The sequence below is a fragment of the Pseudomonas laurentiana genome (assembly GCF_014648275.1).
GTDB classification, from domain to species: Bacteria; Pseudomonadota; Gammaproteobacteria; order Pseudomonadales; family Pseudomonadaceae; genus Aquipseudomonas; species Aquipseudomonas laurentiana.
The window spans coordinates 30,302-56,492 of record NZ_BMQU01000013.1 but is presented as its reverse complement, the minus strand read 5'-3'; the positions used below and the strand labels follow the sequence as shown (position 1 = coordinate 56,492).

The following is a 26,191-nucleotide window of genomic DNA, read 5'->3' as shown; positions in this document are numbered from 1 at the left end:
GGGATTCAAAAGGGCCAAAATTATACCCGAACTTGCCGATGGACCAAAGTCGAGACTCCCAACGGCCGGCGCACGCCACCCGACCGTGGAAGCCCATCACCGGCGTTAGCCCTGATTCTCCAGCAGTTCCTCACCCAGATCCTGGATATCCAGCGTCAGGATCAACGCCGGACCATTACTGTCAGCGGCATAGCAATACCACTCGTTGCCGACTTGCTCGCGACCGTAGGCACACAACAGGGTGTCCTTATAGCTGGCGATCACTACCGATTCGATCTTGCCCAGCGCCAGGTCATCGCCAACGTCGCAATACGTGTCCTGGTCAAACACCGAAACCTGCCACAGGCACTCGTGCGGCGTTTCAGCCTCGTGCAAACCGACATAACCGTTACTGCTCAAGTCGCAATGACGCTGCTTGGTCTTCAGGTCACGTCCAGTCCTGCGGCTCCAGGACTGAATATCGAAATAGCGCTTGCCGGTGCTGCTGTCCTCGAAACACCGAAACCAGAAACGATGCGCTTCACGGCCCTTGTATGAGGTGACTGTCAGCCAGTCGGCTGCGCGCCGATGGGGTACCTCGCGGCCGTGCGGATCATCCGCGAGCGGCTTCATCTTCAGCTCTCCACAGTCCAGATAGCCCTCGAACCCTGGTGTGGTGCACTCAACGAAAGCGACAAATGATTTATCGTATTTGAACGTCAACATGGCCTTACCTCTCTGTTTGAGTCGACTGCGCCAGCCCTTGCCAGCCAGCCATATGACAGCGGTGCAGCAATAGACTGACTGCCCGCCAACGACGACTACCCTAAGTCTTGAGGTACGCCATTGAGGCCTTGGAAATTCACCCATGCTCCTGTGTGAGTGGCGCTGTTGCGGCAGCGATCTCATGGCCTGGCCGGCCCTTTCATTGAACATTTACCTGTCATATGAGTCGGTTACAAAGAGGCTGCGCAACGCCGGGCGACAGACGTGTGCAAAAACGCGACATTTTTTGTTGATCTTGAACCCCTCAAGTCCTAAAGTTCGCGCCGAGCGTCCATGCTGGAAACGATCCATCCGGCTCAAGTACTGACGACGAGACAGCAAGGTCACCCGTAATGCCTTTTTTACGGCACGGTTGACCTTTTTGCTTTCGGCGACATGCCTTGGGAAGTAGGCGAACCAAAGTGGGGATACGGAGGGCGCTCAGCTGCAGCCACTTATTTTTTTAGTTTGCCCATGGAGTCCCTAAGCATGTCGATTCAGGTCGAAGACTACTTCGCGCGCGAAACCTTTCAAAAAATGAAGGCGTTCGCCGACAAGCAAGAAACCCCTTTCGTACTCATCGACACCCAGATGATCAGCCAGGCCTATGACGACCTGCGCGCGGGTTTCGAATTCGCCAAGGTCTACTACGCGGTCAAGGCCAACCCGGCGGTCGAGATCATTGATCTGCTGCGCGACAAGGGTTCGAGCTTCGACATCGCCTCGATCTACGAGCTCGACAAAGTGCTGGGCCGCGGCGTTACCCCGGACCGCATCAGCTATGGCAACACCATCAAGAAATCCAAGGACATCCGCTACTTCTACGAGAAGGGCGTGCGTCTGTATGCCTCCGACTCCGAAGCCGACCTGCGCAACATTGCCAAGGCCGCACCGGGCTCGAAAGTCTACGTGCGTATCCTGACCGAAGGCTCGACCACCGCTGACTGGCCGCTGTCGCGCAAGTTCGGTTGCCAGACCGACATGGCCATGGACCTGCTGATCCTCGCCCGCGACCTGGGCCTGGTGCCGTACGGCATCTCCTTCCATGTGGGTTCGCAACAGCGCGACATCAGCGTCTGGGACGCGGCCATCGCCAAGGTCAAAGTGATCTTCGAACGCCTGAAAGACGAAGACGGCATCGAGCTGAAGCTGATCAACATGGGTGGCGGCTTCCCGGCCAACTACATCACCCGTACCAACAGCCTGGAAACCTATGCCGAGGAAATCATCCGCTTCCTGAAGGAAGACTTCGGTGACGACCTGCCGGAAATCATCCTTGAGCCAGGCCGTTCGCTGATTGCCAACGCCGGCATTCTGGTCAGTGAAGTGGTGCTGGTTGCCCGTAAGTCGCGTACGGCCGTCGAGCGCTGGGTCTACACCGACGTGGGCAAGTTCTCCGGCCTGATCGAAACCATGGACGAGTCCATCAAGTTCCCGATCTGGACCGAGAAAAAAGGCGAGATGGAAGAAGTGGTGATTGCCGGCCCAACCTGCGACAGCGCCGACATCATGTATGAACAATACAAATACGGCCTGCCACTGAACCTGGCCATCGGTGACCGCCTGTACTGGCTGTCGACCGGTGCCTACACCACCAGCTACAGCGCGGTAGAGTTCAACGGCTTCCCGCCGCTGAAAGCCTACTACCTGTAAGCAACGCTACCTGATCGCCGGCAAGGTCGGCTCCTGCACCTGCAGGGGTCACCTTGCCGGCGATTGCTTTATGGCCTTGCACCCAGCTCGGTCAGCCGCGAGCGGTAATCCACCGCCATGGCTCGGATTTCAGGTTGCGTCGCCTCTTCCAATGCTGCTGCGGCAACCTTCAGGAAGTTCGCATTCCCCCCAACCAGCGCCTGGCGCAACCATGCCAAAGCCTGCTCGACCCGCCCACGCGCCGCCAGAATCCCTGCATGGCTGAACTGCCCACGAAAGTCTCCGCCTTCGGCTGAACGCCGGTACCACTCGTGTGCTGCGGGCACATCGACCGGGCAATGCACACCGTCCTCAAGGTAGCGTCCCAGCAGGTTCATGGATTTCGCATGGCCTTTCTCGGCAGCCAGTCGATAACACTGCAATGCGGCGACAGGGTCTGTTGCTACACCACGCCCTGTGGCCAGCAGGTTGGCATAGTTGTACAGCCCCCAGTCAAGCCCTGCGTCTGCAGCGAAGCGATAATGGCGTGCCGCATCGGCAACATCCACCTCGCCTCCCCAACCATGCTCCAGGCAACGCCCGAGCATGTTATGCGCCATCGCATTGCCCTGATTGGCGGCAATGGCGAACCACCGTCGGGCCAAGGCAGGATCGCGCTCGATGCCGCGCCCGTCCAGGAGTATCTGGCCCAGCAACAACTGCGCTTCGACGATACCTTGCCCCGCCGCCATCAACAGCGCTTGGGCAGCCTTGGCCGGGCTTTCTTCAAGCATCTGACCCAGTTGATCACCGTCGAGCACTTCTTCACGGCGTAGGTGGAAAGCCATGACTCAAACCTCAGCCCAGCGGCGCAGCAGGTTGTGGTAGGTCCCCGTCAACTGAATCAGTGATGGATGATCAGGAACGTCGGCTGTCAGTTGCTGAATCGCGTTGTCCATCTCAAACAGCAAGGTGCGCTGGCTGTCTTCGCGGATCATGCTCTGGGTCCAGAAAAACGCCGCATAACGTGCACCACGGGTGACCGGGTTGACCTTGTGCAGGCTCGTGCCTGGGTACAACACCATATCGCCAGCCGCCAGCTTGACCCGCTGCACCCCGTAAGTGTCTTGAATTTCAAGTTCACCGCCGTCGTAATCCTCAGGATCGCTGAAGAACAGCGTCGACGACAGATCAGTACGCACCCGCTCATGGCTGCCACGGGGCTGACGAACAGCATTGTCGATATGAAAGCCAAAGTTGCCGCCTTCGCGGTAGCAGTTGACCAGTGGCGGGAAGACCTTGAACGGTAACGCCGCCGACATGAAGCGCGGGTTGGCCCACAAGCGCTCAAGCAGGGCCGCACCAATCTCCTTGGCCAATGGATGGCCCTCGGCCAACTGGAGGTTGTGCTTGGCCTTGGCCGACTGGTAACCCGCCGTGACCTTGCCGTCAGCCCAATCGGCCTGCTCCAGCGCCTCACGAATACGCAGCACTTCCTCATGCGTAAACAGACCGGGAATGTGTAAAAGCATGGCGCGGATACCTGAGGCCGGGAAAGACAGCAATGATATTGATTCTTATTGCCTTGCCACAAGCCCTCCGCGCTTGCGAAGACGTTTGAGCCGGCAAAAAACACAGGCTAAAAATGTAAAGATTGTAAATTCAATACAAATAACAATCTTTCTCAATTGCTAGTCGTATGTATTTACATTACATTTCGCGGCCTTAACACCTTGGGAGGGGTCATAACAATGTCGCGCCACTACGTGCCAACCGCAGTCAGTTCACCACGCTTGCTCGCTTCTGCCATCGGTGTGGCCATTACCGCCACCTCCACTGCGCACATCGCGTACGCTGCCGAACCTGCACCGGCCAACGATGGGGCGATTGCTCTGGATGCCACCAGTGTTACGGGTGAAGCAAGCCAGAGCAGCACCGACTACAAGGTTGAAAAATCGGCTTCGCAAAAGTACACAGCGCCGCTGGTGGACATCCCGCGTACCGTCACCGTGGTCCCGCAACAGGTCATCAAGGACACCAACGCCCAGAACCTGCAGGATGCCCTGCGAACCGTCCCCGGCATCACCATGGGCGCGGGCGAAGGGGGTAACCCTTCTGGCGACCGTCCGTTCATTCGTGGCTTTGATACGCAGAGCTCGATGTACCTGGACGGTGTGCGCGACACGGGCTCACAAACCCGGGAAATCTTCGCCGTTGAATCGATTGAAGTCAGCAAAGGCCCTAACTCGTCCATCGCAGGTCGTGGTGCGGCCGGTGGCAGCATCAACCTGATCACCAAGAAGGCCCACCTGGGCAACTCGCTGGATGGCGCCTACACCTGGGGTTCAGACCAGACGCAACGCTACACCCTCGACGGCAACTACCAGTTCCTCGACACGGCAGCGTTCCGCCTGAACCTGATGACCCACGAAAACAACGTCGCCGGTCGCGACGAAGTCAACTATGACCGTTGGGGTGTAGCACCGTCGCTGGTGTTTGGCCTGGGTACCGATACCCGTGTGAGCCTGGACTACTACCACGTCGAAAGTGACGACCTGCCAGACTCCGGCATCCCCTACAGCCTGAACTCGGGCGTCGCGGGTTCTCGCAGCTCAGCCAACCCGGACAAGCCCACCAATGGTGGTGACAGCGACAATTACTATGGCCTGGTCGGCCGCGACTTCTACAAAAGCCGCGCGGATATCTCCACCATCGCCATCGAGCACGACCTGAGCGACTCGCTGACGGTGAAGAACACCCTGCGCCACGGCAACACCCTGCAGGATTACATCATCACCCAGCCGGACGACAGCAAGGGCAACATCCTCAACGGTGAAGTCTGGCGTCGCCCGAACAACCGCGTGGCCAACACCCGTACCACCACGAACCAGACCGACCTGTTCGGCGAAGTCTACATCGCCGGTTTCAAGAACAACTTCTCCACCGGTATCGAACTGAGCCGCGAAGCCTCGGTCAAGACCGGCTACACCATCACCGGCTTCAGTGCTGGCAAGTGCTCCAGTGCTACCGGACAGATCTCTGGGGTCTGCACCTCGTTCCCCAACCCGGACCCTCACGAAGCATGGGATGGCACCGTTACACGTAATGACCTGGGTGCAGACACCACCGGTAGCACCCGTGCCATCTATCTGGTTGACACACTTGAACTGGACCCGGCATGGCTGCTGACCATGGGCCTGCGCTACGACCACTTCGACACCAAGGCCAAGACTCGTGCGCTGAGCAACAACAAAGTCGTCAACTTCAAGACTGAGGACACCAGCGAATTCGTCACCGGCCAACTGGGCTTGACCTGGAAACCCGCCGAAAACGGCAGTATCTATGTCTCCTATGCCACGTCTGCTACACCAGCCGGCGCTTCGCTGGGCGAAGGTTCCGACGGTAACGCGCTGCTGACCGCCACTACCACCAGCGACCTGAAAGCGGAAGAAACCACCAACTACGAAATCGGTACCAAATGGAACCTGCTTCAGGAGCGTCTGGCACTGACTGCGGCAATCTTCCGCACCGAGAAAGAAAACGCCCGAGTGCTGGTTGACGCCAATACCTATCAGAACGTCGGTACAACCCGAGTTGACGGCCTCGAACTGACCGCGACCGGCAAGCTGACCAACAACTGGCAAGTGTTCGCAGGCTATACCTACATGGATGCCAAGCTCGTCGACGGTGGCGCGCCGAAGGTGGGTAACGTGTACATCGAAGGCTACGATGACGGCAACCAATTGCCTAACACGCCAAACAACAGCATGACGCTGTGGACCACCTACAACGTCACGCCGAAGCTGACCATCGGGGGCGGTGCTTTCTACGTCGATGACGTGTTCGGCAACACCACCAACAGCGTCATGGTTGACTCCTACGTGCGTTACGACGCAATGGCCAGCTACAAGCTGACCAAGAACGTCGACCTGCAGCTCAACGTGCAGAACCTGACCGACGAGCTGTATTACGACAAGGCCTACGGCAATCACTACGCTAACCAGGCCGCCGGCCGTACCGCACTGCTGACCACCAGCTTCCACTTCTGAGGCAGCTGACAGGCAAAGCCCCGCCCACCTCTCAGTGAGCGGGGCTTTTATGTATCCCGACAGCGTGCGCATCGCACGTCAGTATCCAGCAAGACAAGGTGGTCGATGTGGTGAAAAAAACCCTGTTTCAACTGCACTGGTTCTTCGGCATCACCGCCGGCCTGGTGCTTGCCCTGATGGGCGTGACGGGCGCTGCTGTTTCCTTTCAGGATGAACTGCTGCGCCTGTTCAACCCCGAAGCCCTCAAGGTTCAGGTGCGTGAAGGCGGTGTGTTGCCACCGGCTGAGCTGGTGCGTCGGGTAGAAACCGAACACGGCGACAAGGTCGCCATGCTCTGGGTCGATACCCGCAGCGATAACGCTGCACGGGTATTCTTTACCCCTCCTCCAGGCGAACGTCGGGGCGAAATGCGCTATGCCGACCCATACACCGGCGCACTGCAGGGCGATGTCAGTGGCCAGGGCTTTTTCGGCTTGATGCTGCAACTGCACCGGTTTCTGGCCATCGGCGACACCGGTCGACAGATCACCGGCGCCTGTACCCTGATGCTGGTGTTCTTCTGCCTATCAGGCCTCTACCTGCGCTGGCCGCGCCAAGCACTGAACTGGCGCAACTGGCTGACCCTCGACTGGGCCAAAAAAGGCCGCGCCTTCAACTGGGACCTGCACGCTGTTGCCGGTACCTGGTGCCTGGCGTTTTACCTGCTCGCAGCACTGACCGGCCTGTTCTGGTCTTACGAGTGGTACCGCGAAGGCCTGAACAAACTGCTGGCCGACGGGCCGGTGGCGGGTGAGCAACACAAACGCGGCGAAGGCCGAGGCCGACCACCCGCGCCAGACAAGAACGCACCGCCGCTGGTGGTTGACTACGATGCCATCTGGTCCAGCCTGCAGCAGGCTGCCGGGCCCGGCCTGAGCACCTACAACCTGCGTCTGCCGCCTGCGGCAGGGCAACCGGCTACGCTGTTCTACCTGCTTGAAAATGCCGATCACGAACGGGCCTTCAACATCCTGACCCTCGACCCTGCCTCGGGCCAGGTGCGCAAACATGAACGCTTCACCGACAAATCATTCAAGGCCCAACTACTGGCCAGCGTCTATGCCCTGCATGTCGGTAGCTACTTCGGCCTGACCGGACGCATCCTGATGATGTTGGCCAGCCTGAGCATGCCGCTGTTCTTCATCACCGGCTGGTTGCTGTACCTCGACCGTCGGCGCAAGAAACGCCAGATCCGCGAGGCCCGCAACGGCATGGCGCCGCCTTCGGCAGGTGAGAACAGCTGGTTGGTGGGCTTTGCCAGCCAGAGCGGTTTTGCCGAGCAACTGGCCTGGCAAAGCGCCGGTCAGTTGCAGGCAGCAGGCTATCCGGTGCACGTACGGGCATTGGCCGATCTGAACGAAGCCGACCTGCGTCAAGCGAACAAAGCATTGTTCGTGGTGAGCACCTTTGGCGACGGCGAAGCACCGGACAGCGCCCGCACATTCGAGCGCAAGGTGCTGGGTCAGCCCTGGGCGCTGGACTCACTGGACTATGCCCTGCTCGCCCTCGGCGACCGTCAGTACACGCAGTTCTGCGGCTTCGCCAAACGCCTGCATGACTGGCTGGGTACGCGCGGGGCCAAGGCCCGCTTCGCCCCGGTAGAAGTCGATAATGCCGACCCGCGAGCCCTGCAGCAGTGGCAGGAACAACTGGCACAGCTGACCGGCAGCCCGGTCGTCAGCGCTTGGCAGGCACCGACCTTCGAGACCTGGACACTCACCCGGCGAGAACGGCTCAACCCTGGTAGCCAAGGCTCAGCCGTGTACCTGCTAGGGCTGATGCCAGCACAACCGGAACGTTGGGAAGCAGGTGATCTGGTCGAAATCCTGCCGCAGAACAACCCGGCAATCAGCCCCCGGGACTACTCGATAGCCTCGATTGCCAGCGATGGCATGCTGGAGCTGATCGTGCGCCAGGAGCAACACCCTGATGGCACGCTGGGCCTGGGCTCAGGCTGGCTGACCGAACAAGCACCTCTGGCCGGCCCCATCGACCTGCGCTTGCGGCGTAACAGCGGTTTCCACTTGCCGACAACCCCGGCACCGCTGATTCTGATCGGTAACGGCACAGGCCTGGCGGGCTTGCGCAGCCTGCTCAAAGCACGCATCGAAGCAGGAGAGCGGCGCAACTGGCTACTCTTCGGCGAGCGTAATGAAGCACACGACTTCCTCTGCCGGGACGAGCTGCAAGGCTGGTTGCGAACGGGTGAACTGACACGCCTGGACCTCGCCTTCTCCCGCGATCAGGTAGACAAGGTCTACGTACAGGATCGCTTGCGCGAGCAGGCGGCTGCGTTGCGCCAGTGGCTGGCCGAGGGTGCATCGCTGTATGTCTGCGGCAGCCTGCAAGGCATGGCCGGAGGTGTCGATGCGGTGTTGAAGGAAGTACTGGGCACTGCAGAGGTTGAGCGCCTGGTAGAGCAAGGGCGCTATCGGCGGGATGTTTACTGACGCCTGATGGCGCTATCCTCGGCAAGCCCACACAGGGATTTTCTGTGGCAGGCTTGCCTGCGATGCCGTCGGCGCGGCGTCAGTAACTACGCGGTGCCTGCATCGTTGGCGAGCCAACTCCCACAAGGGTCTGGGCAGAACGCTGCATTTTCCTGTGGGAGCAGGCTTGCCTGCGATGCCGTCGGCGCGGTGTCAGTAACTACGCGGTGCCTGCATCGTTGGCGAGCCAACTCCCACAAGGGTCCGTGCAGAGCACTGCTTTTTCTGTGGGAGCAGGCTTGCCTGCGATGCGCTTACTGCAACTCGAAGACGTCAGCGTCCAGGTTCGCCGGGAAACGCGTGCGATAAGCGGCGAGGTCGGCAGCACTCAGCACGGCGGTAAACACACCATCGGCCTCCCCTGCGCTAAGCAGGCTCTCCCCCTGGAAATCGAGCACCTGGCTGTCGCCGGTATAGGCAAAGCCCTTGCCGTCTGTACCCACCCGGTTCACCGCCGCCACGTAACAGAGGTTCTCGATACCCCGTGCCGGCAACAAGCGGTTCCAGTGCTGGCGCCGAGCTGCCGGCCAGTTGGCGGTGTACAGCAGCAGATCAGTATCCTGGGCGTCGCGGCTCCAGACCGGGAAGCGCAGGTCGTAACAGATCAATGGGCGAACCCGCCAGCCATTGATCTCGAACTGCACCTGGCGCTCGCCGGGCGTGTAGTGCTTGTGCTCACCGGCCATACGGAACAGGTGACGCTTGTCGTAGTGCAGAATCTCACCATCCGGGCGCGCCCAGAGCAGCCGGTTGCGATGGCTGCCGTCTGCCGCCTGGATGATCACACTGCCGGTGATCACCGCATTGAGCTTCTTCGCCTGGCTCTTGAGCCATTTGTAGGTCGGGCCATTTTCTGGCTCAGCAAGGCTTTCGGAGTCCATGGAGAACCCGGTCGTGAACATCTCCGGCAGCACAATCAAATCGCTGCCACGGGCCTGCTCCATCAGGGTTTCAAAGTGTTCATAGTTGGCCAACCGGTCCTGCCACGCCAATGTGGTCTGGACCAGGGCAACGCTCAGGTTAGGCAGTGAGCTCAGATCGCGCATAGTTTCTCCGCTGCCTGACGCAGCGTCTCCTCGCGTTTGGCGAAACACAGACGCACCAGGCGCTGTTCGGGGATAGGTTGCTGGTAGAACACGGACACCGGAATAGTCGCCACACCGTGTTCACGGGTCAACCACACCGACATCTCGAGATCATTCAGATCGGGGCGGATCTGCGAATAGTCCACCAACTGGAAATAGGTACCTGCAGCACGACTGAAGGTGAAGCGCGAAGGCGTCAGCAAGTCGCAGAACAGGTCGCGCTTGGCCTGGTAGAAGGCTGGAAGTTCTTCGACATGCTCCGGGTGAGCGGCCATGAAGTCGGCCAGCGCCCATTGCAGTGGGGTCACACCGCAGAAGTTCACGTACTGGTGAACCTTGCGCAACTCCGCGCTCAAGGCCGCTGGCGCAACCACATAACCGGTTTTCCAACCCGTGACGTGATAGGTCTTGCCAAACGAGCTGACCACAAAAGCGCGCTGATACAGGGCCTCATGGGCCAGAACACTGGCGTGGCTTACGCCGTCGAATACCAGATGTTCGTAGACTTCATCGCTGATCAGGTAGATATCACGCTCGGCAATCAACGCGGCCAACTGGTCCAGCTCGGCACGGCTGATCAGCGCCCCACTCGGGTTGTGCGGCGAGTTCAGAATGATCATCCGCGTACGCGGGCTGAGCGCATCACTGAGTTTCTGCCAGTCGATGGAGAAATCGCCGGGGTTCAATTGCACATGCACACAACGGCCACCCGCCAATACTACCGAGGGCTCATAGCTGTCGTAGCACGGGTCGAAAACGATCACTTCGTCGCCAGCGCGAATCACCGCATGGATGGCACAGAAAATGGCTTCGGTTGCACCGGGCGTAATGGTCACTTCAGCATCGGCATCGACCGTTACGCCATAACTGCGGGCGATCTTGGCTGCAACCTGCTCACGCAAGGCAGGCAAGCCGGTCATCGGCGAATACTGATTGTGCCCGGCAGCAATGTGCCGGCCCACCGCATCGAGCAGCTCCTGCGGGCCGTTGAAGTCGGGAAACCCCTGGGACAGGTTCAGAGCGCCGGTTTGCGCGGCGAGCTGGGACATGGTGGTAAAGATGGTCGTGCCGACGTTCGGCAACTTGCTGCTGATCATGTAACCCTCTTTCTACACAGAACATCCGGCTCGAGGCGGCACGGGAGGTAAGCCCCCGAGCATAGCGGATTGAACGGTCAGGAAAAAGGTTAGGTGAACCTAATCGCCGGCAAGGCCGGCGATTAGGCCTGAAAGCTTACTTGCGCTTGTCTTTGCGCTTCTTCTCGGCTTTCTTGTGGTGCGACATCAGGCGACGCTTCTTGTTGACCTGGCGGTCGGTCAGCGTGTTCTTGTTGCCTTCATACGGGTTATCACTGCCCTTGTACTCGATACGGATCGGCGTACCGACCAGCTTCAGTACCCGGCGATAGGTGTTTTCAAGGTAACGCGAATACGACTTCGGTACCTTTTCAACCTGGTTGCCGTGGATAACGATCAGCGGCGGGTTGGCGCCACCGAGGTGGGCGTAACGCAGCTTGATCCGACGACCGTTGACCATCGGCGGCTGGTGCTCGCTGACCGCGTCTTCGAGGATCTGGGTCAGGCGGCTGGTCGGCCAACGGGTAACCGCAGACTTGAACGACGCCTGCACCGATTGATACAGGTTGCCCACGCCGGTGCCGTGCAGCGCCGAAATGAAGTGAATATCGGCGAAATCGACAAAGAACAACCGACGTTCCAGCTCGGTCTTCACATAGTCGCGCTCGCTCGGCTGCATGCCGTCCCATTTGTTCAGGGCGATCACCAGCGCACGGCCCGCTTCCAGGGCGAAGCCCAGCAGGTTCAGGTCATGGTCAACCACGCCTTCGCGGGCGTCCATGACGAAGATCACCACGTTGGCGTCCTTGATCGCCTGCAGGGTCTTCACCACCGAGAACTTTTCAACTTCCTCGTGGATCTTGCCGCGCTTGCGCACCCCGGCCGTGTCGATCAGGGTGTACTTCTCTTCATTGCGCTCGAAGGGAATGTAGATACTGTCGCGGGTGGTACCGGGCTGGTCATAGACGATGACCCGCTCTTCGCCGAGCATACGGTTGACCAGCGTCGACTTGCCGACGTTTGGACGACCGATGATGGCGATCTTGATCCCGTCCTTCTCGCTTGGACCAGGAATGCGCACGGCCTCCTCGCCTTCGGCGACGTTAAGGTCGACTTCTTCCTCGTCCTTGTCGCGAGGGAACTCGCTCAGCACGGTTTCCAGCAGGCCATTGATACCGCGGCCCTGGGAACCGGCCACCGGCAAGGCATTGCCCATACCCAGCGGCGAAAACTCGGCGATGGCCATCTGCGGATCGATGTTGTCGATCTTGTTGGCGACCAGATACGAGCGCTTGTTGCGCTTGCGCAGGTGCTCGGAAATCATCTGGTCGGCGGCGGTCAGGCCCGCACGGGCGTCGACCAGGAACAGGACGACATCGGCTTCTTCAATGGCCAGCAACGACTGCTCGGCCATTTTTTCGTCCATGCCATGCTCATCACCGGAAATACCACCGGTGTCGACCAGAATGTAAGAACGCCCTTGCCAGCGCGCCTCACCATACTGGCGGTCGCGGGTCAGACCGGACAGGTCGCCGACGATGGCGTCGCGGGTCTTGGTCAGGCGGTTGAACATGGTGGATTTACCGACGTTCGGCCGGCCCACCAAGGCGATTACGGGAACCATGCGGCTCTCCACTGCGTAAATTCAAAAAATACAAAGGCCGCTGCACAGCAGCGGCCGGAGTTCGGACGGCACCAACGTGCCGCAACCCGAGGCCCTTGCAGGCCTCAAGCATAGACTTAGCGAATGGTCAGCGCTTCCAGCTTGCCGCTGTTGCCATACACATAAATCGTGTCACCCACGACCAGCGGACGCGCGCGCAGGCCGTCACTGTCGATGCGCTCACGGCCAACGAAACGACCATCGACCTGGCTCAGCAGGTGCAGGTAGCCTTCCAGATCACCGACTGCCACATAGCTGGAGAACACCTCAGGTGCCGACAGCTGACGACGTGCCAGCGAATCGTTGCTCCACAACGCCGTGGACGAACGCTCGTCGATACCTTCGACCGTGCCTGTTGCTTCGCTCACGTAGACGTTACCAAAACCTTGGGCGACACCCGCGGAACTGGAAGCATCACGCTGCCAGAGCACACGGCCACTTTCCAGTTCCAGGCCGGCAACACGTCCCTGGTAGCTAGCAACGTAGATCACACCACCCGACAGCAGCAAGCCGCCGTCGATGTCCACAACACGGTCCAGCTCGGAACGGCCTTGCGGGATGGCTACGCGCTGTTCCCAGACCGGCACGCCGTTCTGGGTATCAAGCGCGATGACCTTGCCGGTCGACAGCCCGGCAACGGCCAGACGGTTGGTTACAATCGGCGCACCTGTACCACGCAGGGTCAGTACGGCCGGAGTGCTTTCGTAGATCCAGCGGCGGTCACCCGTGCTGGCATCCAGACCGATCACACGGTCGTCCTGAGTCTGAACGACAACCACGTCACCGTTGGTCGCTGGCGGTGCCAGTACTTCACTGGTAACGCGCGAGCGCCACTTTTCTTCGCCGGTGCTGGCATCCAGGGCAATGACATCACCCTTGAGGGTACCGAGCATGACCAGGCCATAGCCAACACCCACGGCGCCGGAAACCGGCAGCTCCAGTTTCTTCTTCCAGATCACGTCGCCGTTCAGGCGGTCGAGGCCCATCACCAGGCCGTTGACATCAGCGGCGTAGATACGGTCGTTCTCGATAGCCGGAACGAGCATATTGAAGGTCTCGCCCTGACCGTCACCGATCGAACGACTCCATTGCTTTTTCAGCACCACTTCTTCGGTAAACGAAGTCAGTTCGGCCGGCGGCAGTTCCTTTTTACTGTTGCTGCTGCAACCCACGGCCAGAAGAGCCAGGGCCAGCACTGCGGCAGGTTTCCATGCGATCACGTCAGGCATCCCCTTTGGCCAGGTCGTCGAGCTTGAGTTGCAGGCCGCCAATGGCGGCATCGTCAGACAGCGCGGCCTTGGCTTTCTCATAGGCACTGTGGGCATCAGCACTGCGGCCCAGTTGCACCAGCAGATCGCCCTTGAGCTCTTCGCGGCTGGCCAGGAATGCTTTGTCGGCATCGCCATCAAGCAGCTTCAAGGCTTCTTCAGCCTTGTTCTGTGCAGCCAGAACACGGGCCAGACGCTGACGGGCGATCTCGCCCAGGGTCGCGTCGGCCGGCTTGTCCATCACGCTCTTGAGCTCGGCCGCCGCGTCATCAAGCTTGCCGCTTTCAACCGCAACCTTGGCCACGAACAGGCTGGCGTACTGCGCATAGGCAGAACCAGCGAACTCGCTCTTGAGCTTGCCGGACAGCTCGGCAACCTTGGCAGTGTCAGGCTGACCACTCGGCGTGAGGGTCGTTTCCAGCAACGCCTGGTAGAGGTTGGAGGCGCCTTGCGACTGATTGCCCTGGTACTTTTGCCAGGCCTGCCAGCCGAATACCACCACCAGCGCCAGCAGGCCACCGGTTACCAGTGGCTTGCCGTTACGCTGCCACCAGTCCTTGAATGCCGCCAGCTGTTCATCATCGGTACTCGACACCCCAATACTCCTTTTCACCAAATCGGCTGTTGACCCGCTTCACGCCTGCGCGAGGGAAGCTTCCAGGTGCTCGGCCAGAGCATCCCAGGCAATGTTTTGTTGTTCGCCCTGACCACGCAGGGGTTTGAAACCTACCACTTGTTGCGCCAGTTCGTCGTCCCCCAGGATCAAGGCGAACAGCGCTGCGCTCTTGTCGGCTTTCTTGAACTGGCTCTTGAAGCTGCCACCACCGGCGTTCACCTGCAGACGCAGGCCCGGCAGGCGGTCACGCAACTTCTCGCTCAGGGTCAGGCCCGCCAACTCGGCCTGCTCGCCGAATGCGCACAGGTAGACATCCACCTGACGGTTGATCGACTCGGGGATCTGCTCCAGGGTTTCCAGCAGCAGAATCAGACGCTCGATACCCATGGCGAAACCAACGCCCGGGGTCGGCTTGCCGCCCATCTGCTCGACCAGGCCGTCGTAACGGCCACCTGCGCACACCGTCCCCTGGGAACCGAGTTTGTCAGTGACCCACTCGAATACGGTCTTGCTGTAGTAGTCCAGGCCACGGACCAGCTTGGTGTTGATGACATAAGGGATGCCAGCAGCATCCAGACGCGCCTTCAGGCCTTCGAAATGCACGCGGGACTCTTCGTCCAGGTATTCCTCGAGCTTCGGCGCACCGACCAGTACGGCCTGGGTGTTCGGGTCCTTGCTGTCGAGGATACGCAGCGGGTTGCTTTTCAGGCGGCGCTGGCTGTCTTCGTCCAGTTCGCTCAGACGTGCAGAGAGGAACTCGACCAGGGCATCGCGGTAGCGGGCACGGGCTTCGCTGGTACCCAGGCTGTTCAGCTCAAGCTTCACGGCGTCGCGAATGCCCAGCAGGCCCCACAGGCGCCAGGTCAGGACGATCAGTTCGGCGTCAATGTCCGGACCGTCGAGGTTGAAGACCTCGACACCGATCTGATGGAACTGACGGTAGCGACCCTTCTGCGGACGCTCGTGACGGAACATCTGACCGATGTACCACAGTTTCTGTACCTGACCACCGCCACTGATGCCGTGCTCCAGCACCGCGCGAACACAGGCCGCCGTGCCTTCTGGGCGCAGGGTCAGCGAGTCGCCGTTACGGTCGGCAAAGGTATACATCTCCTTCTCGACGATGTCGGTCACTTCACCGATCGAGCGTTTGAACAGCTCGGTGAACTCGACAATCGGCGTACGGATCTGGCGATAGCCGTAGGTGTCCAGCAGACCGGCCACGGTGTTTTCAAAATAGCGCCAAAGCGGGGTCTGCTCAGGCAGGATGTCGTTCATGCCACGGATGGCTTGCAGCGATTTACTCACGGGAAATCCTTAGCGATACGGTGTCAGCCGCGGGCGATCAGCGCCGCGTCGGCCTCGGCCTTCTCGGCCGCTTTCTGGCGGATCAGCTTTTCCAGCTCATCCACCAGGTTGTCATTGGTCAGTTTCTGCGCCGGCTTGCCATCGATGTAGATCAGGTTCGGCGTACCACCGGTCAGCCCGACATGGGCTTCCTTGGCTTCGCCAGGGCCGTTGACCACACAACCGATGACCGCGACATCCAGCGGCACCAGCAAGTCTTCCAGGCGCCCTTCCAGCTCGTTCATGGTCTTGACCACGTCGAAATTCTGCCGTGAACAACTCGGGCAGGCGATGAAGTTGATGCCACGCGAACGCAGGTGCAGCGACTTGAGGATGTCGTAGCCGACCTTCACTTCTTCGACCGGATCGGCCGCCAGCGAGATGCGGATAGTATCGCCAATCCCCTCGGCAAGCAGCATGCCCAGGCCAACCGCCGACTTAACCGTACCCGAGCGCAGGCCACCCGCTTCGGTAATACCCAGGTGCAACGGCTGGATGATTTGCTTGGCGAGCAAACGGTAGGCTTCGACGGCCATGAACACATCGGATGCCTTCACGCTGACCTTGAAGTCCTGGAAGTCCAGGCGGTCAAGGTGTTCGACATGGCGCAGGGCCGACTCAACCAGCGCAGCCGGGGTCGGTTCACCGTATTTTTTCTGCAGGTCTTTTTCCAGCGAACCGGCGTTGACGCCAATACGGATCGGAATACCACGGTCGCGGGCTGCATCGACCACCGCGCGCACACGGTCTTCACGACCAATGTTGCCCGGGTTGATACGCAGGCAGTCGACACCCAGCTCGGCCACGCGCAAGGCAATGCGGTAGTCGAAGTGGATGTCAGCCACCAAGGGCACGCTGACCTGTTGCTTGATCTTGCCAAACGCTTCGGCAGCGTCCATGTCCGGCACCGAGACACGCACGATGTCGACACCGGCATCGACCAGCCGGTTGATCTGCGCCACGGTAGCCGCGACATCGTTGGTATCGGTGTTGGTCATGCTCTGGACGGCAATGGGTGCATCGCCGCCGACAGGAACATTACCTACCCAGATTTTCCGGGATTCGCGCCGTTTGATCGGAGATTCGCCGTGCATGACTTATTGCCCCAACTTCAGGCGAGCGGTCTCGCCACTGGTGAACGGCGCAAGGTCGACGGGCTGACCGTTGTAGCTCAGCTGTACGCCCTTGGCGTAACCGAAGCGTACCGCGAACGGTGGCTTGCCGCTGACGTCAAGGCTATCGCCCTTGCGCTTGATGGCACTGAACAACACTTTGCCGTTGCCGTCGATGACCGACGTCCAGCAATCCGCATTGAACTGAATATGAACCTTGCCACTGCCGGCCACCGCAGGCTCTGCAGCCGCGACGACAGCAGCGGGTGCTGCGACCGGGGCCTGGATAACTGGCGCAACCGGTGCGGCTGGCTTGCTCGGCGCAACGGGTACCACCGGCGCTGCTGGCGCAGGTGTTGCCGGCACGACCGCCGCAACGGCGGGTTTGGCAGGCGTCACAGCCACCGGAGCCGCGGGCGCCACAGCAGGTGCGGGCTCGCTCGCCGGTGCCGGGGCTTCCTCGGCAGGCTGGGCCTGATCAAGGCTCAAGTCGGTGCTTTGCGGTTGCTGCGAAGCGTCGACGGCTTGATCTTCCGGCTCGTCCAGCGGGTGAATTTGCGTGGTGCCATCGGCACTCTCGACCTCGACATGCTCCATGGCAATCGTGGTCAGGTCCTTGCCACGCTGACGGCTTTGATCCTGCCACCAGAAATAACCACCGCCGACCACTGCCAGCAGCAATACGAGGCTCACGCCGCGCAAAATGTTGTGTGACAGCCGCACAGGCTCTTCGATACGCCCCAGCGCATGGACATCACTGCCCTGGGCGTGGGTGCCGGTGCACTGGTCAAAGGCCTGAACCAGCGCCGCCTGATCCATGTCCAGCAACTTGGCATAAGCACGGATGTAACCACGGGCAAAGGTATGCCCTGGCAGCTTGTCGAAGGCGCCAGCTTCAAGATTGTTCAGAGAGCTCACGGTCAGGTTGAGCTTGTGGGCCACTTCGGCCTGCGACCAGCCCCTGTTTTCACGGGCCTGACGCAAAATCTCACCGGGATTCTCGCGAGTCGCTGCTACTGCTTCGGGATGCGCCGCTTTCATCATTGCTCCGACAGGTATTGCTGATATTCCGGCGTACCGGGATAAAGTCGTTGTAATTGCAGGCCCAACTCGGCGGCCTTGTTCGATTCTTCAAACACCGTTGCCAGACGACTGCCCAGCAGCAGGCTGCGGGCAGTGGGGTCGCTCAGTTGGCTGAAACGATCGTAGAAGTCTCGGGCCGGCACATAATGCCTGTCTTCGTAAGACAACTCAGCCATTTCCAACAACGCATGGGGTTGGTGACGGTTGAGCCGTAAAGCTTTTTCCAGGTATTCCCGCGCCTGCTCGCGCTGATCGAGTTTCAGGGCGGTCAGCCCCAGGCTTTCGAACACCCGTGAGCGCTCAGGATACAGGGTATCGGTCGCCGCGCGACGAAACATCTGCTCGGCATCGGTGTAGCGGCCTTGAGCATAAAGGAAGCTGCCGAAATTGTTACTGATTCGGGTGTTGTCCGGGGCCTGGGCCAGCGCCTTGCGAAAATGCTGTTCCGCCAGCGCTGCCTCGCCTTCGGCCTGGAATACCAGGGCCAGGGCCGCATGAGCGTCGGCATCGTCGGCATTGAGTTCAAGGGCTTTTTTAAGTGGCCACTTGGCGCGCTCGGTCAAACCTTGTTTCAAATACCCCAGGCCCAACTGCACATAGGCCTGAACCGCTTCGACCCGCGCCTTGCTGCTGACCGCCGCGTCAGGCTCAACGGTCGACGCGCAGCCTGCCAACAGAGCGACCAGCAGGATCGGCAGTGCAGCGCGTGGGGTCATAGAGATCCTCTCTTCAGTTCTGCGCGGTCGTGCTCGGCGCATCACCGTCGGCATTCAACTGACGAACGGCGATGTAACGCTCGCTACGGCGGGTACGGTCCATGACCTGGCCGACCAACTGACCACAGGCCGCGTCGATGTCTTCACCACGGGTGGTGCGCACCGTCACGTTGTAGCCGGCATGATGCAGGTGATCCTGGAAACGGCGGATAGCGTTGTTGCTCGGCCGCTCGTACCCGGAATGCGGGAACGGGTTGAACGGGATCAGGTTGATCTTGCATGGAACGTCTTTCAACAACTCGGCCATTTCCACAGCATGTTCGAGTTTGTCGTTAACGTCCTTGAGCAGGGTGTATTCGATGGTCAGTACGCGCTTTTCGCCCAATTCGGACATGTAGCGCATGCACGAGTCGAGCACCACGCTGAGCGGGTACTTCTTGTTGATCGGCACCAGTTCGTTGCGCAGCGCATCATTCGGCGCGTGCAGCGACAGGGCCAGGGAGACGTCGATGTGCTTGGCCAGCTCATCGATCATCGGTACCACGCCGGAGGTGGACAGGGTCACCCGGCGCTTGGAAATACCGTAGCCGAGGTCGTCCATCATCAAATGCATGGCGGCGACGACGTTATCGAAGTTCAGCAGCGGCTCGCCCATGCCCATCATCACCACGTTGGTGATGGCACGGTCGATCTTGGCCGGTACAGTGCCGAACGACTTGTTGGCAATCCACACCTGGCCGATCACTTCGGCGGCGGTGAGGTTGCTGTTGAAACCTTGCTTGCCGGTGGAGCAGAAGCTGCAGTCCAGGGCGCAACCGGCCTGGGACGAGACACACAGCGTGCCACGCTTGCCCTGGGGGATATAGACGGTCTCGACGCAGCTGCCGGACGCCACGCGCACCACCCATTTACGGGTACCGTCGCTGGAGATGTCCTCGCTGACCACTTCCGGACCGCGAACCTCGGCACAGGCCTTGAGCTTTTCGCGCAAGGCCTTGCTGACGTTGGTCATGGCGTCGAAATCATCAACGCCAAAGTGGTGAATCCACTTCATGACCTGACCGGCACGGAAGCGCTTCTCCCCGATTGAGTCGAAGAATTTTTCCATTTCCGGCTGGGTTAGACCCAACAGGTTGATTTTGCCAGTCGATGTCGTCATGGATTCACCCTCACTCGTCAGCCTTCGCTTAGCGAGTGGTTACTTCAGTAGCTGCGAAGAAGTAAGCGATTTCGCGAGCAGCAGCGGCTTCGGAGTCCGAACCGTGTACGGCGTTGGCGTCGATGGACTCAGCGAAGTCAGCACGGATGGTGCCAGCAGCGGCTTCTTTAGGGTTGGTAGCGCCCATCAGCTCACGGTTCAGAGCGATGGCGTTTTCGCCTTCCAGAACCTGAACAACAACTGGGCCGGAAGTCATGAAAGCAACCAGGTCGCCGAAGAAACCACGGGCGCTGTGCTCAGCGTAGAAGCCTTCAGCTTCGGCTTTGGACAGTTGTTTCATTTTCGAAGCGACGACGCGCAGGCCGGCTTTTTCGAAACGAGTGGTGATCTCGCCGATAACGTTCTTGGCAACTGCGTCAGGCTTGATGATCGAGAAAGTACGTTGAACAGCCATGGAAAACTCCAGAAACAGTAAGTGAAGCGAAAAATTAAACCCGCGAATTATACGCGGGTTCTGAGGGATTGCCTAACCTGCCGAGCGTACTCAGTCGGCTTCTTCGATCCAGGCCGCCTGGATGGCTTCGAGAACCTTCTCGCCGCCACGCTGAGGATCGTCACTGAATTCCGGCAATGCCAGCACCCACTGGTGCAGATCGACGAAGTTCACATAACGAGGATCGACTTCCGGCTTGCTTTCCGCAAGCTGGATTGCAATTTCAAGTACATCAACCCATTTCAGACTCATGATGGCTCCTTGAATCAGTGCGGCGCTTCGGCGGCCAGGTTGATCGTGTACTTCGGAATCTCGATAGTCAGGTCTTCCTCACCGACGAACACCTGACAGGCCAGACGCGACTGACTCTCAAGCCCCCAGGCCTTATCGAGCATGTCTTCTTCGAGCTCGTCAGCTTCCTCGAGCGAATCGAAACCTTCCCGCACGATGCAATGGCAGGTGGTGCAGGCACACACGCCGCCACATGCGCTTTCCATTTCGATATGGTGCTCGTGGGCCAGCTCCAGGATATTCGTACCCGGTTCCACCTCAACCACCAGACCGTCCGGACAGAACTTCTCGTGGGGCAGAAAAATCACCTGCGGCATCAGTTATTCCTCGATCTCATTCAGGTTGCGCCCGGCCAACGCGGCTTTGACCGTCGAATCAAGGCGGCGGGCAGCAAAAGCATCGGTCACCTGCGACAGACGCTTGGTCTGCTGCTCGATGGCCGCGCCATCGGTACCGGTCATCAATTCACGCAAGTCTTGCATCTGCTGCTCGATCGCCAGACGCTCTTCAGCATCGAGCAAACGGTCACCATCGACATCCAGGGCGCCCTGCACCGCTTCGATCAAGCGCTGGGCATCGACCTGATGCTCGCGCAGCTGGCGTGCGGTCTTGTCGAAACCGGCGTGTTCGAAGGAATCCTTGAGCATGCGGGCGATTTCACCGTCGGTCAGACCGTAGGACGGCTTGACCTGAATGCTGGCTTCGACACCCGAACCCAGTTCACGGGCCGCTACGCTGAGCAGGCCATCGGCATCAACCTGGAAGGTGACACGGATTTTCGCAGCACCGGCGACCATGGCCGGAATGCCTCGCAGTTCAAAACGCGCCAGGGAACGGCAATCACTGATCAGCTCTCGCTCACCCTGCAGCACGTGAATCATCATGGCCGTCTGGCCATCTTTATAGGTGGTGAACTCCTGAGCGCGAGCCACAGGAATCGTGGTGTTACGCGGGATCACCTTCTCCATCAGGCCACCCATGGTCTCAAGACCAAGGGACAGCGGGATCACGTCAAGCAGCAGCAATTCGCCACCTTCGCGACGGTTGCCCGCCAAGGTATCCGCCTGAATGGCAGCACCAATGGCCACGACCTGATCCGGGTCGATTTCGGTCAATGGCGTACGCCCAAACAACGCGCCCACTGCTTCACGCACGCGCGGTACGCGGGTGGAGCCACCGACCATCACCACCGCACCCACTTCTTCCAGCTCGATACCACTGTCGCGCACGGCGCGACGGCAGGCCTTGAGGCTGCGGGCAACCATGGGTTCAATCAGTGCATCGAACGCTGCGCGGGTCAGCACTGCCTGCCATTGGCCGTACACCACCGGCACGCTATCGGCAGTCGTCAGGGCTTCCTTCGCCACACACGCCGCCTGCAGCAGCTGGCGTTGCGCACCCGGATCGAGATCAGCCGACAGGCCCGCCTGCTCGACGATCCAGCTGGCGATGGCGTGATCGAAATCGTCACCACCCAGCGCACTGTCGCCGCCGGTGGCCAGCACTTCGAACACACCGCCGGTCAGTCGCAGGATGGAAATATCGAAGGTTCCGCCACCCAGGTCATAGATGGCCACCAGGCCTTCGGCATTCTGGTCCAGGCCATAGGCGACCGCAGCCGCCGTCGGCTCGTTCAGCAGGCGCAATACGTTGAGGCCCGCCAACTTGGCGGCATCCTTGGTGGCCTGGCGCTGAGCGTCGTCGAAATACGCCGGTACGGTGATCACTGCACCCACCAGCTCACCGCCGAGGGTGTCTTCAGCCCGCTGGCGCAGCACGCGCAAGATCTCGGCCGAAACCTCCACCGGGCTTTTCGCACCCTGCACGGTGTCGATGAATGGCATGTGCGACTCACCGCCAACAAAGCGGTAAGGCAACTGATCACCCAATTGCTTGACATCCGCCAGGCCACGCCCCATCAGGCGCTTGACCGACAATACGGTATTGAGCGGATCGCTGGACGCAGCCGCCTTGGCCGAATGCCCGACCTCGACATGGTCAGCGTGGTAACGCACCGCAGACGGCAGGATAACCCGCCCTTCGGCGTCGGCCAGTGGCTCGGAAAGGCCGCTGCGCAGTGCAGCAACCAGCGAATTGGTGGTGCCAAGGTCGATGCCCACCGCCAGACGACGCTGGTGGGGCTGAGGGCTCTGACCGGGTTCAGCGATCTGCAGTAGGGCCATGCTTATTCGGGTACCAGAGGGGCCGCCAGGGCGGCACCGGGTTAATCGTCGAGGCGCTCTTCCAACTGGCGCACTTCATAGGCGAGCTTGTCGAGGAACTGCATGCGGCGCATCAGGCGCTCGGCCTGTTCACGCTGCGCAGCCACATCCCAGCAAGCAGCGAAGTCCTCATTAAGGGCCTCCTGCGCAGCTTTCAAGCGGCGTTTGAAGGCCGCCACGCCATCGAGGTCGGCACTGTCCTGCAGGTCTTCGAGCTCCTCGCGCCACTGCATCTGCTGCAGCAGGAACTGAGGGTCGTGGACGGTGACTTCCTGCGGCACTTCATGGCCGCCGATTGCCAACAGGTAACGGGCACGGCGCGGCGCGCTCTTGAGCGTCTGGTAGGCTTCGTTGAGGCCTGCCGAACGCTCCAGCGCCAAGCGTTGTTCACGCTCGGAAGCATCGGCGAATCGGTCCGGATGGACCTCGCGGGCCAGCTCGCGATAGCGCGCGGCCAACTGGTCGAGGTCCAGGCGGAAGCCGGGTTGCAGGTCAAACAGGGCGAAATGACAAGGAGTACCCACAAGAAGCCTCAAACGTTGAAGCTTTCGCCGCAGCCACACTCACCGCGCACGTTGGGGTTGTTGAACTTGAAGCCTTCGTTCAACCCTTCCTTGACGAAATCGAGCTCGGTACCGTCAAGGTAAACCAGGCTTTTCGGGTCGATGATCACCTTCACGCCATGGCTCTCGAAGACCTCGTCCTCGCTGCCTGGCTCGTCGACGAATTCCAGCACATAGGCCAGACCGGAGCAGCCAGTAGTACGGACACCCAGGCGAATACCCTCACCCTTGCCACGTCCTTCGAGGGAGCGCCGCACATGGTTGGCGGCGGCTTCTGTCATGCTGATAGCCATCGGAACTCCTTAACCTGCAACAAGCGACTTAGAGCAAGCCTTTCTTCTGCTTGTAATCGCGAACAGCCGCCTTGATAGCGTCTTCGGCGAGTACCGAGCAGTGGATTTTAACCGGCGGCAACGCCAGTTCTTCAGCCAGCTGAGTGTTCTTGATGGTTTCAGCTTCGTCCAGCGTCTTGCCCTTCATCCACTCGGTGGCCAGGGAGCTGGAAGCGATAGCCGAACCGCAGCCGTAGGTCTTGAACTTGGCGTCTTCGATAACGCCCTGCTCGTTGACCTTGATCTGCAGGCGCATGACGTCGCCACATGCAGGCGCGCCCACCATGCCGGTACCAACATCCGGGTCCTCGGCATTCATCTTGCCGACGTTACGCGGGTTTTCGTAATGGTCGATGACCTTTTCACTGTATGCCATGGTGCAATTCCTTCCTCATCAGAGAGCCGCTCTTGCTGGCGACTACTTAGTGCGCAGCCCACTCGATCTTGGAGATGTCGACGCCGTCTTTGTACATGTCCCACAGCGGCGACAATTCGCGCAGCTTGGTCACTGCCTCGCACACTTTCTGCGCGGCATAGTCGATTTCTTCTTCAGTGCTGAAACGCCCGAAGGTGAAACGGATAGAACTGTGTGCCAGCTCGTCGTTGCGGCCCAGGGCGCGCAGCACGTAGGACGGCTCCAGCGATGCCGAGGTGCAGGCAGAACCAGACGAAACGGCCAGGTCCTTGAGTGCCATGATCAGCGACTCGCCTTCGACGTAGTTGAAGCTCAGGTTCAGGTTGTGCGGGACGCGGGCAGTCATGCTGCCGTTGACGTACAGCTCTTCCAGGCCTTCGACCTGCTTGAAGAAGCGCTCGCTCAAAGCCTTGATGCGCTGGTTTTCGCTGGCCATTTCCTGCTTGGCGATTGCGAAGGCTTCACCCATGCCGACGATCTGGTGGGTAGCCAGGGTGCCGGAACGCATGCCGCGCTCGTGACCACCACCGTGCATCATCGCTTCCAGGCGTACGCGAGGCTTGCGGCTGACGTACAGCGCGCCGATGCCTTTAGGGCCGTAGGTCTTGTGCGCCGAGAAGGACATCAGGTCGACCTTCAGCTTCTGCAGGTCGATTTCGACCTTGCCAGTAGACTGAGCCGCGTCGACATGGAACAGCACGCCGCGGGAGCGGGTCAGCTCACCGATGGCAGCGATGTCGTTGATGGTGCCGATTTCGTTGTTCACGTGCATGACCGAAACCAGGATGGTGTCGTCACGCAGTGCCGCCTCGACCATGGCCGGGGTAATCAGGCCGTCTTCACCGGGCTCGATGTAGGTGACTTCAAAACCTTCACGCTCCAGCTGGCGCGTGGTGTCCAGGACCGCCTTGTGCTCGATCTTGGAGGTGATGATGTGCTTGCCCTTGGACGCATAGAAGTGCGCGACGCCCTTGATTGCCAGGTTGTCGGACTCGGTAGCACCGCTGGTCCAGACAATTTCCCGCGGGTCGGCATTGACCAGGTCAGCAACCTGGCGACGAGCGTTCTCGACCGACTCTTCGGCTTTCCAGCCGAAGACATGGGAGCGCGAGGCCGGGTTACCGAAGTTCCCGTCGACCAGCAGGCACTCGCTCATTTTCTGCGCGACACGTGGGTCGACCGGGGTGGTCGCGGAGTAATCGAGGTAGATCGGCAACTTCATTGAATATCTCCTATCAGGCGGTCGCGTCGCGCGTCGAAACGGTCATTCGACGGCGGACGTCTCAATCTTGTCCAGCTGCGGTGCCCGGCCTGCGATTCGACGCAAGTCCTGACGCTGGGCGACTTCTTGCACATCACTGCGAGTGACAAGGTCAGCCAGGCTGATACCGCTGAGGAATTCGTGAATCTGCTGGCTGAGATCGCACCACAGGTGGTGAGTCAGGCAGGTATCGCCGGCGTGGCAATCACCCAGGCCCTGGCAGCGCGTAGCATCGACCGATTCATTGACCGCATCGATAACTTGCGCGACTTGAATGCTCCCCATGTCTCGCGACAGCTGATAGCCGCCACCTGGACCGCGCACACTGGAAACCAGACTGCTACGACGCAGCTTGGCAAACAGCTGCTCCAGATAAGAAAGGGAAATGCCTTGGCGCTCGGAGATGTCGGCCAGGGACACCGGCCCATGCTGCGCGTGCAATGCCAGGTCGAGCATGGCGGTCACGGCGTATCGGCCTTTTGTAGTCAGTCGCATGGCTAGTAGGTACCACGGAGTTACGGGATGTGAGCGAGTAT

At 60.1% G+C, this 26,191-nt stretch carries 25 protein-coding genes; 3 read left to right on the top strand and 22 right to left on the bottom strand.

The window, feature by feature from the left end:
* Positions 1-105 precede the first annotated feature (105 nt).
* Positions 106-705, bottom strand: coding sequence for a hypothetical protein (locus tag IE038_RS14740; RefSeq protein WP_189395843.1), 600 nt, complete (start codon positions 703-705; stop codon positions 106-108).
* Positions 706-1,233: 528 nt separating this feature from the next.
* Between IE038_RS14740 and IE038_RS14735 the strand changes: the two genes are divergently transcribed.
* Positions 1,234-2,397 carry a type III PLP-dependent enzyme gene (locus tag IE038_RS14735; RefSeq protein ID WP_163934040.1) on the top strand — a complete coding sequence of 388 codons (1,164 nt, stop codon included), beginning with the start codon at positions 1,234-1,236 and terminating at the stop codon, positions 2,395-2,397.
* A 68-nt stretch (positions 2,398-2,465) separates the two neighbouring features.
* Here IE038_RS14735 and IE038_RS14730 read toward each other — a convergent pair whose 3' ends face one another.
* Positions 2,466-3,224: a tetratricopeptide repeat protein gene (locus IE038_RS14730; protein WP_163934037.1), complete on the bottom strand. Its 759-nt coding sequence runs from the start codon at positions 3,222-3,224 to the stop codon at positions 2,466-2,468.
* Positions 3,225-3,227: 3 nt separating this feature from the next.
* Positions 3,228-3,908 (bottom strand): Fe2+-dependent dioxygenase, encoded by a 681-nt coding sequence (locus tag IE038_RS14725; protein ID WP_163934034.1) that lies wholly within the window; start codon positions 3,906-3,908, stop codon positions 3,228-3,230.
* A 219-nt stretch (positions 3,909-4,127) separates the two neighbouring features.
* Between IE038_RS14725 and IE038_RS14720 the strand changes: the two genes are divergently transcribed.
* Positions 4,128-6,425, top strand: a complete 2,298-nt coding sequence (locus tag IE038_RS14720; protein WP_189395842.1) for a TonB-dependent receptor — start codon at positions 4,128-4,130, stop codon at positions 6,423-6,425.
* 107 nt (positions 6,426-6,532) lie between these two features.
* Positions 6,533-8,914 (top strand): PepSY domain-containing protein, encoded by a 2,382-nt coding sequence (locus IE038_RS14715; RefSeq protein WP_189395841.1) that lies wholly within the window; start codon positions 6,533-6,535, stop codon positions 8,912-8,914.
* A 293-nt stretch (positions 8,915-9,207) separates the two neighbouring features.
* On the opposite strand, the gene IE038_RS14710 is transcribed toward IE038_RS14715, so the two are convergent.
* The 19 genes from IE038_RS14710 to iscR all read right to left on the bottom strand — a co-directional run bounded on the left by IE038_RS14710 (position 9,208) and on the right by iscR (position 26,150).
* Positions 9,208-9,999, bottom strand: a complete 792-nt coding sequence (locus tag IE038_RS14710; RefSeq protein ID WP_163934031.1) for an amidohydrolase — start codon at positions 9,997-9,999, stop codon at positions 9,208-9,210.
* On the bottom strand, positions 9,987-11,135 hold the full coding sequence (locus IE038_RS14705) for a pyridoxal phosphate-dependent aminotransferase (RefSeq protein WP_163934028.1): 1,149 nt from the start codon (positions 11,133-11,135) through the stop codon (positions 9,987-9,989). The genes IE038_RS14710 and IE038_RS14705 overlap by 13 nt, the downstream gene beginning before the upstream one ends.
* A gap of 136 nt (positions 11,136-11,271) precedes the next feature.
* Complete coding sequence (gene der, locus IE038_RS14700) at positions 11,272-12,738, bottom strand: ribosome biogenesis GTPase Der (RefSeq protein WP_189395840.1); 1,467 nt, start codon at positions 12,736-12,738, stop codon at positions 11,272-11,274.
* Between the two features lie 116 nt (positions 12,739-12,854).
* Positions 12,855-14,006 (bottom strand): outer membrane protein assembly factor BamB, encoded by a 1,152-nt coding sequence (gene bamB, locus IE038_RS14695; protein WP_195826217.1) that lies wholly within the window; start codon positions 14,004-14,006, stop codon positions 12,855-12,857.
* Positions 13,999-14,640: a YfgM family protein gene (locus IE038_RS14690; RefSeq protein WP_189395838.1), complete on the bottom strand. Its 642-nt coding sequence runs from the start codon at positions 14,638-14,640 to the stop codon at positions 13,999-14,001. Before IE038_RS14690 ends, bamB begins: the two co-directional genes overlap by 8 nt.
* Before the next feature lie 39 nt (positions 14,641-14,679).
* Complete coding sequence (hisS, locus tag IE038_RS14685) at positions 14,680-15,969, bottom strand: histidine--tRNA ligase (RefSeq protein WP_189395837.1); 1,290 nt, start codon at positions 15,967-15,969, stop codon at positions 14,680-14,682.
* A gap of 23 nt (positions 15,970-15,992) precedes the next feature.
* Positions 15,993-17,102, bottom strand: a complete 1,110-nt coding sequence (ispG, locus tag IE038_RS14680) for a flavodoxin-dependent (E)-4-hydroxy-3-methylbut-2-enyl-diphosphate synthase (protein ID WP_189395836.1) — start codon at positions 17,100-17,102, stop codon at positions 15,993-15,995.
* Positions 17,103-17,105: 3 nt separating this feature from the next.
* On the bottom strand, positions 17,106-18,161 hold the full coding sequence (locus tag IE038_RS14675) for a RodZ domain-containing protein (RefSeq protein ID WP_189395835.1): 1,056 nt from the start codon (positions 18,159-18,161) through the stop codon (positions 17,106-17,108).
* The gene (gene pilW / locus IE038_RS14670; protein WP_163935078.1) at positions 18,161-18,919 is read right to left on the bottom strand and encodes a type IV pilus biogenesis/stability protein PilW; all 759 of its coding nucleotides are present in this window, start codon (positions 18,917-18,919) and stop codon (positions 18,161-18,163) included. The genes IE038_RS14675 and pilW overlap by 1 nt, the downstream gene beginning before the upstream one ends.
* A 13-nt stretch (positions 18,920-18,932) precedes the next feature.
* On the bottom strand, positions 18,933-20,078 hold the full coding sequence (gene rlmN / locus IE038_RS14665; protein ID WP_163935074.1) for a dual-specificity RNA methyltransferase RlmN: 1,146 nt from the start codon (positions 20,076-20,078) through the stop codon (positions 18,933-18,935).
* A gap of 28 nt (positions 20,079-20,106) precedes the next feature.
* On the bottom strand, positions 20,107-20,532 hold the full coding sequence (gene ndk, locus IE038_RS14660; protein WP_065761358.1) for a nucleoside-diphosphate kinase: 426 nt from the start codon (positions 20,530-20,532) through the stop codon (positions 20,107-20,109).
* 90 nt (positions 20,533-20,622) lie between these two features.
* Positions 20,623-20,823, bottom strand: coding sequence for a Fe-S cluster assembly protein IscX (gene iscX, locus IE038_RS14655; protein ID WP_028942766.1), 201 nt, complete (start codon positions 20,821-20,823; stop codon positions 20,623-20,625).
* A gap of 14 nt (positions 20,824-20,837) precedes the next feature.
* Positions 20,838-21,179 (bottom strand): ISC system 2Fe-2S type ferredoxin, encoded by a 342-nt coding sequence (gene fdx / locus IE038_RS14650; protein WP_163935071.1) that lies wholly within the window; start codon positions 21,177-21,179, stop codon positions 20,838-20,840.
* Positions 21,180-21,182: 3 nt separating this feature from the next.
* Entirely contained in the window at positions 21,183-23,045 is a 1,863-nt protein-coding gene (gene hscA / locus IE038_RS14645) for a Fe-S protein assembly chaperone HscA (RefSeq protein ID WP_189395834.1), read from the bottom strand.
* A 41-nt stretch (positions 23,046-23,086) separates the two neighbouring features.
* Positions 23,087-23,608 (bottom strand): co-chaperone HscB, encoded by a 522-nt coding sequence (gene hscB, locus IE038_RS14640; protein WP_189395833.1) that lies wholly within the window; start codon positions 23,606-23,608, stop codon positions 23,087-23,089.
* A gap of 8 nt (positions 23,609-23,616) precedes the next feature.
* Positions 23,617-23,940 (bottom strand): iron-sulfur cluster assembly protein IscA, encoded by a 324-nt coding sequence (gene iscA / locus IE038_RS14635; protein ID WP_163935069.1) that lies wholly within the window; start codon positions 23,938-23,940, stop codon positions 23,617-23,619.
* Positions 23,941-23,968: 28 nt separating this feature from the next.
* Entirely contained in the window at positions 23,969-24,355 is a 387-nt protein-coding gene (iscU, locus tag IE038_RS14630) for a Fe-S cluster assembly scaffold IscU (RefSeq protein WP_002552476.1), read from the bottom strand.
* A gap of 46 nt (positions 24,356-24,401) precedes the next feature.
* Positions 24,402-25,616 carry an IscS subfamily cysteine desulfurase gene (locus IE038_RS14625; protein WP_163935067.1) on the bottom strand — a complete coding sequence of 405 codons (1,215 nt, stop codon included), beginning with the start codon at positions 25,614-25,616 and terminating at the stop codon, positions 24,402-24,404.
* A gap of 42 nt (positions 25,617-25,658) precedes the next feature.
* The gene (iscR, locus tag IE038_RS14620; RefSeq protein ID WP_065761351.1) at positions 25,659-26,150 is read right to left on the bottom strand and encodes a Fe-S cluster assembly transcriptional regulator IscR; all 492 of its coding nucleotides are present in this window, start codon (positions 26,148-26,150) and stop codon (positions 25,659-25,661) included.
* Positions 26,151-26,191: the final 41 nt, after the last annotated feature.

Bases quoted from the DNA above. Each gene is read 5' to 3' on its own strand.
- iscX (WP_028942766.1), bottom strand. From the start codon at position 20,823: ATGAGTCTGAAATGGGTTGATGTACTTGAAATTGCAATCCAGCTTGCG.
- IE038_RS14725 (WP_163934034.1), bottom strand. From the start codon at position 3,908: ATGCTTTTACACATTCCCGGTCTGTTTACGCATGAGGAAGTGCTGCGT.
- IE038_RS14730 (WP_163934037.1), bottom strand. From the start codon at position 3,224: ATGGCTTTCCACCTACGCCGTGAAGAAGTGCTCGACGGTGATCAACTG.
- IE038_RS14705 (WP_163934028.1), bottom strand. From the start codon at position 11,135: ATGATCAGCAGCAAGTTGCCGAACGTCGGCACGACCATCTTTACCACC.
- rlmN (WP_163935074.1), bottom strand. From the start codon at position 20,078: ATGACGACATCGACTGGCAAAATCAACCTGTTGGGTCTAACCCAGCCG.
- IE038_RS14735 (WP_163934040.1), top strand. From the start codon at position 1,234: ATGTCGATTCAGGTCGAAGACTACTTCGCGCGCGAAACCTTTCAAAAA.
- ndk (WP_065761358.1), bottom strand. From the start codon at position 20,532: ATGGCTGTTCAACGTACTTTCTCGATCATCAAGCCTGACGCAGTTGCC.
- iscR (WP_065761351.1), bottom strand. From the start codon at position 26,150: ATGCGACTGACTACAAAAGGCCGATACGCCGTGACCGCCATGCTCGAC.
- IE038_RS14675 (WP_189395835.1), bottom strand. From the start codon at position 18,161: ATGAAAGCGGCGCATCCCGAAGCAGTAGCAGCGACTCGCGAGAATCCC.
- bamB (WP_195826217.1), bottom strand. From the start codon at position 14,006: ATGCCTGACGTGATCGCATGGAAACCTGCCGCAGTGCTGGCCCTGGCT.
- IE038_RS14625 (WP_163935067.1), bottom strand. From the start codon at position 25,616: ATGAAGTTGCCGATCTACCTCGATTACTCCGCGACCACCCCGGTCGAC.
- iscU (WP_002552476.1), bottom strand. From the start codon at position 24,355: ATGGCATACAGTGAAAAGGTCATCGACCATTACGAAAACCCGCGTAAC.
- iscA (WP_163935069.1), bottom strand. From the start codon at position 23,940: ATGGCTATCAGCATGACAGAAGCCGCCGCCAACCATGTGCGGCGCTCC.
- ispG (WP_189395836.1), bottom strand. From the start codon at position 17,102: ATGCACGGCGAATCTCCGATCAAACGGCGCGAATCCCGGAAAATCTGG.
- IE038_RS14710 (WP_163934031.1), bottom strand. From the start codon at position 9,999: ATGCGCGATCTGAGCTCACTGCCTAACCTGAGCGTTGCCCTGGTCCAG.
- pilW (WP_163935078.1), bottom strand. From the start codon at position 18,919: ATGACCCCACGCGCTGCACTGCCGATCCTGCTGGTCGCTCTGTTGGCA.
- IE038_RS14720 (WP_189395842.1), top strand. From the start codon at position 4,128: ATGTCGCGCCACTACGTGCCAACCGCAGTCAGTTCACCACGCTTGCTC.
- der (WP_189395840.1), bottom strand. From the start codon at position 12,738: ATGGTTCCCGTAATCGCCTTGGTGGGCCGGCCGAACGTCGGTAAATCC.
- fdx (WP_163935071.1), bottom strand. From the start codon at position 21,179: ATGCCGCAGGTGATTTTTCTGCCCCACGAGAAGTTCTGTCCGGACGGT.
- hscA (WP_189395834.1), bottom strand. From the start codon at position 23,045: ATGGCCCTACTGCAGATCGCTGAACCCGGTCAGAGCCCTCAGCCCCAC.
- IE038_RS14740 (WP_189395843.1), bottom strand. From the start codon at position 705: ATGTTGACGTTCAAATACGATAAATCATTTGTCGCTTTCGTTGAGTGC.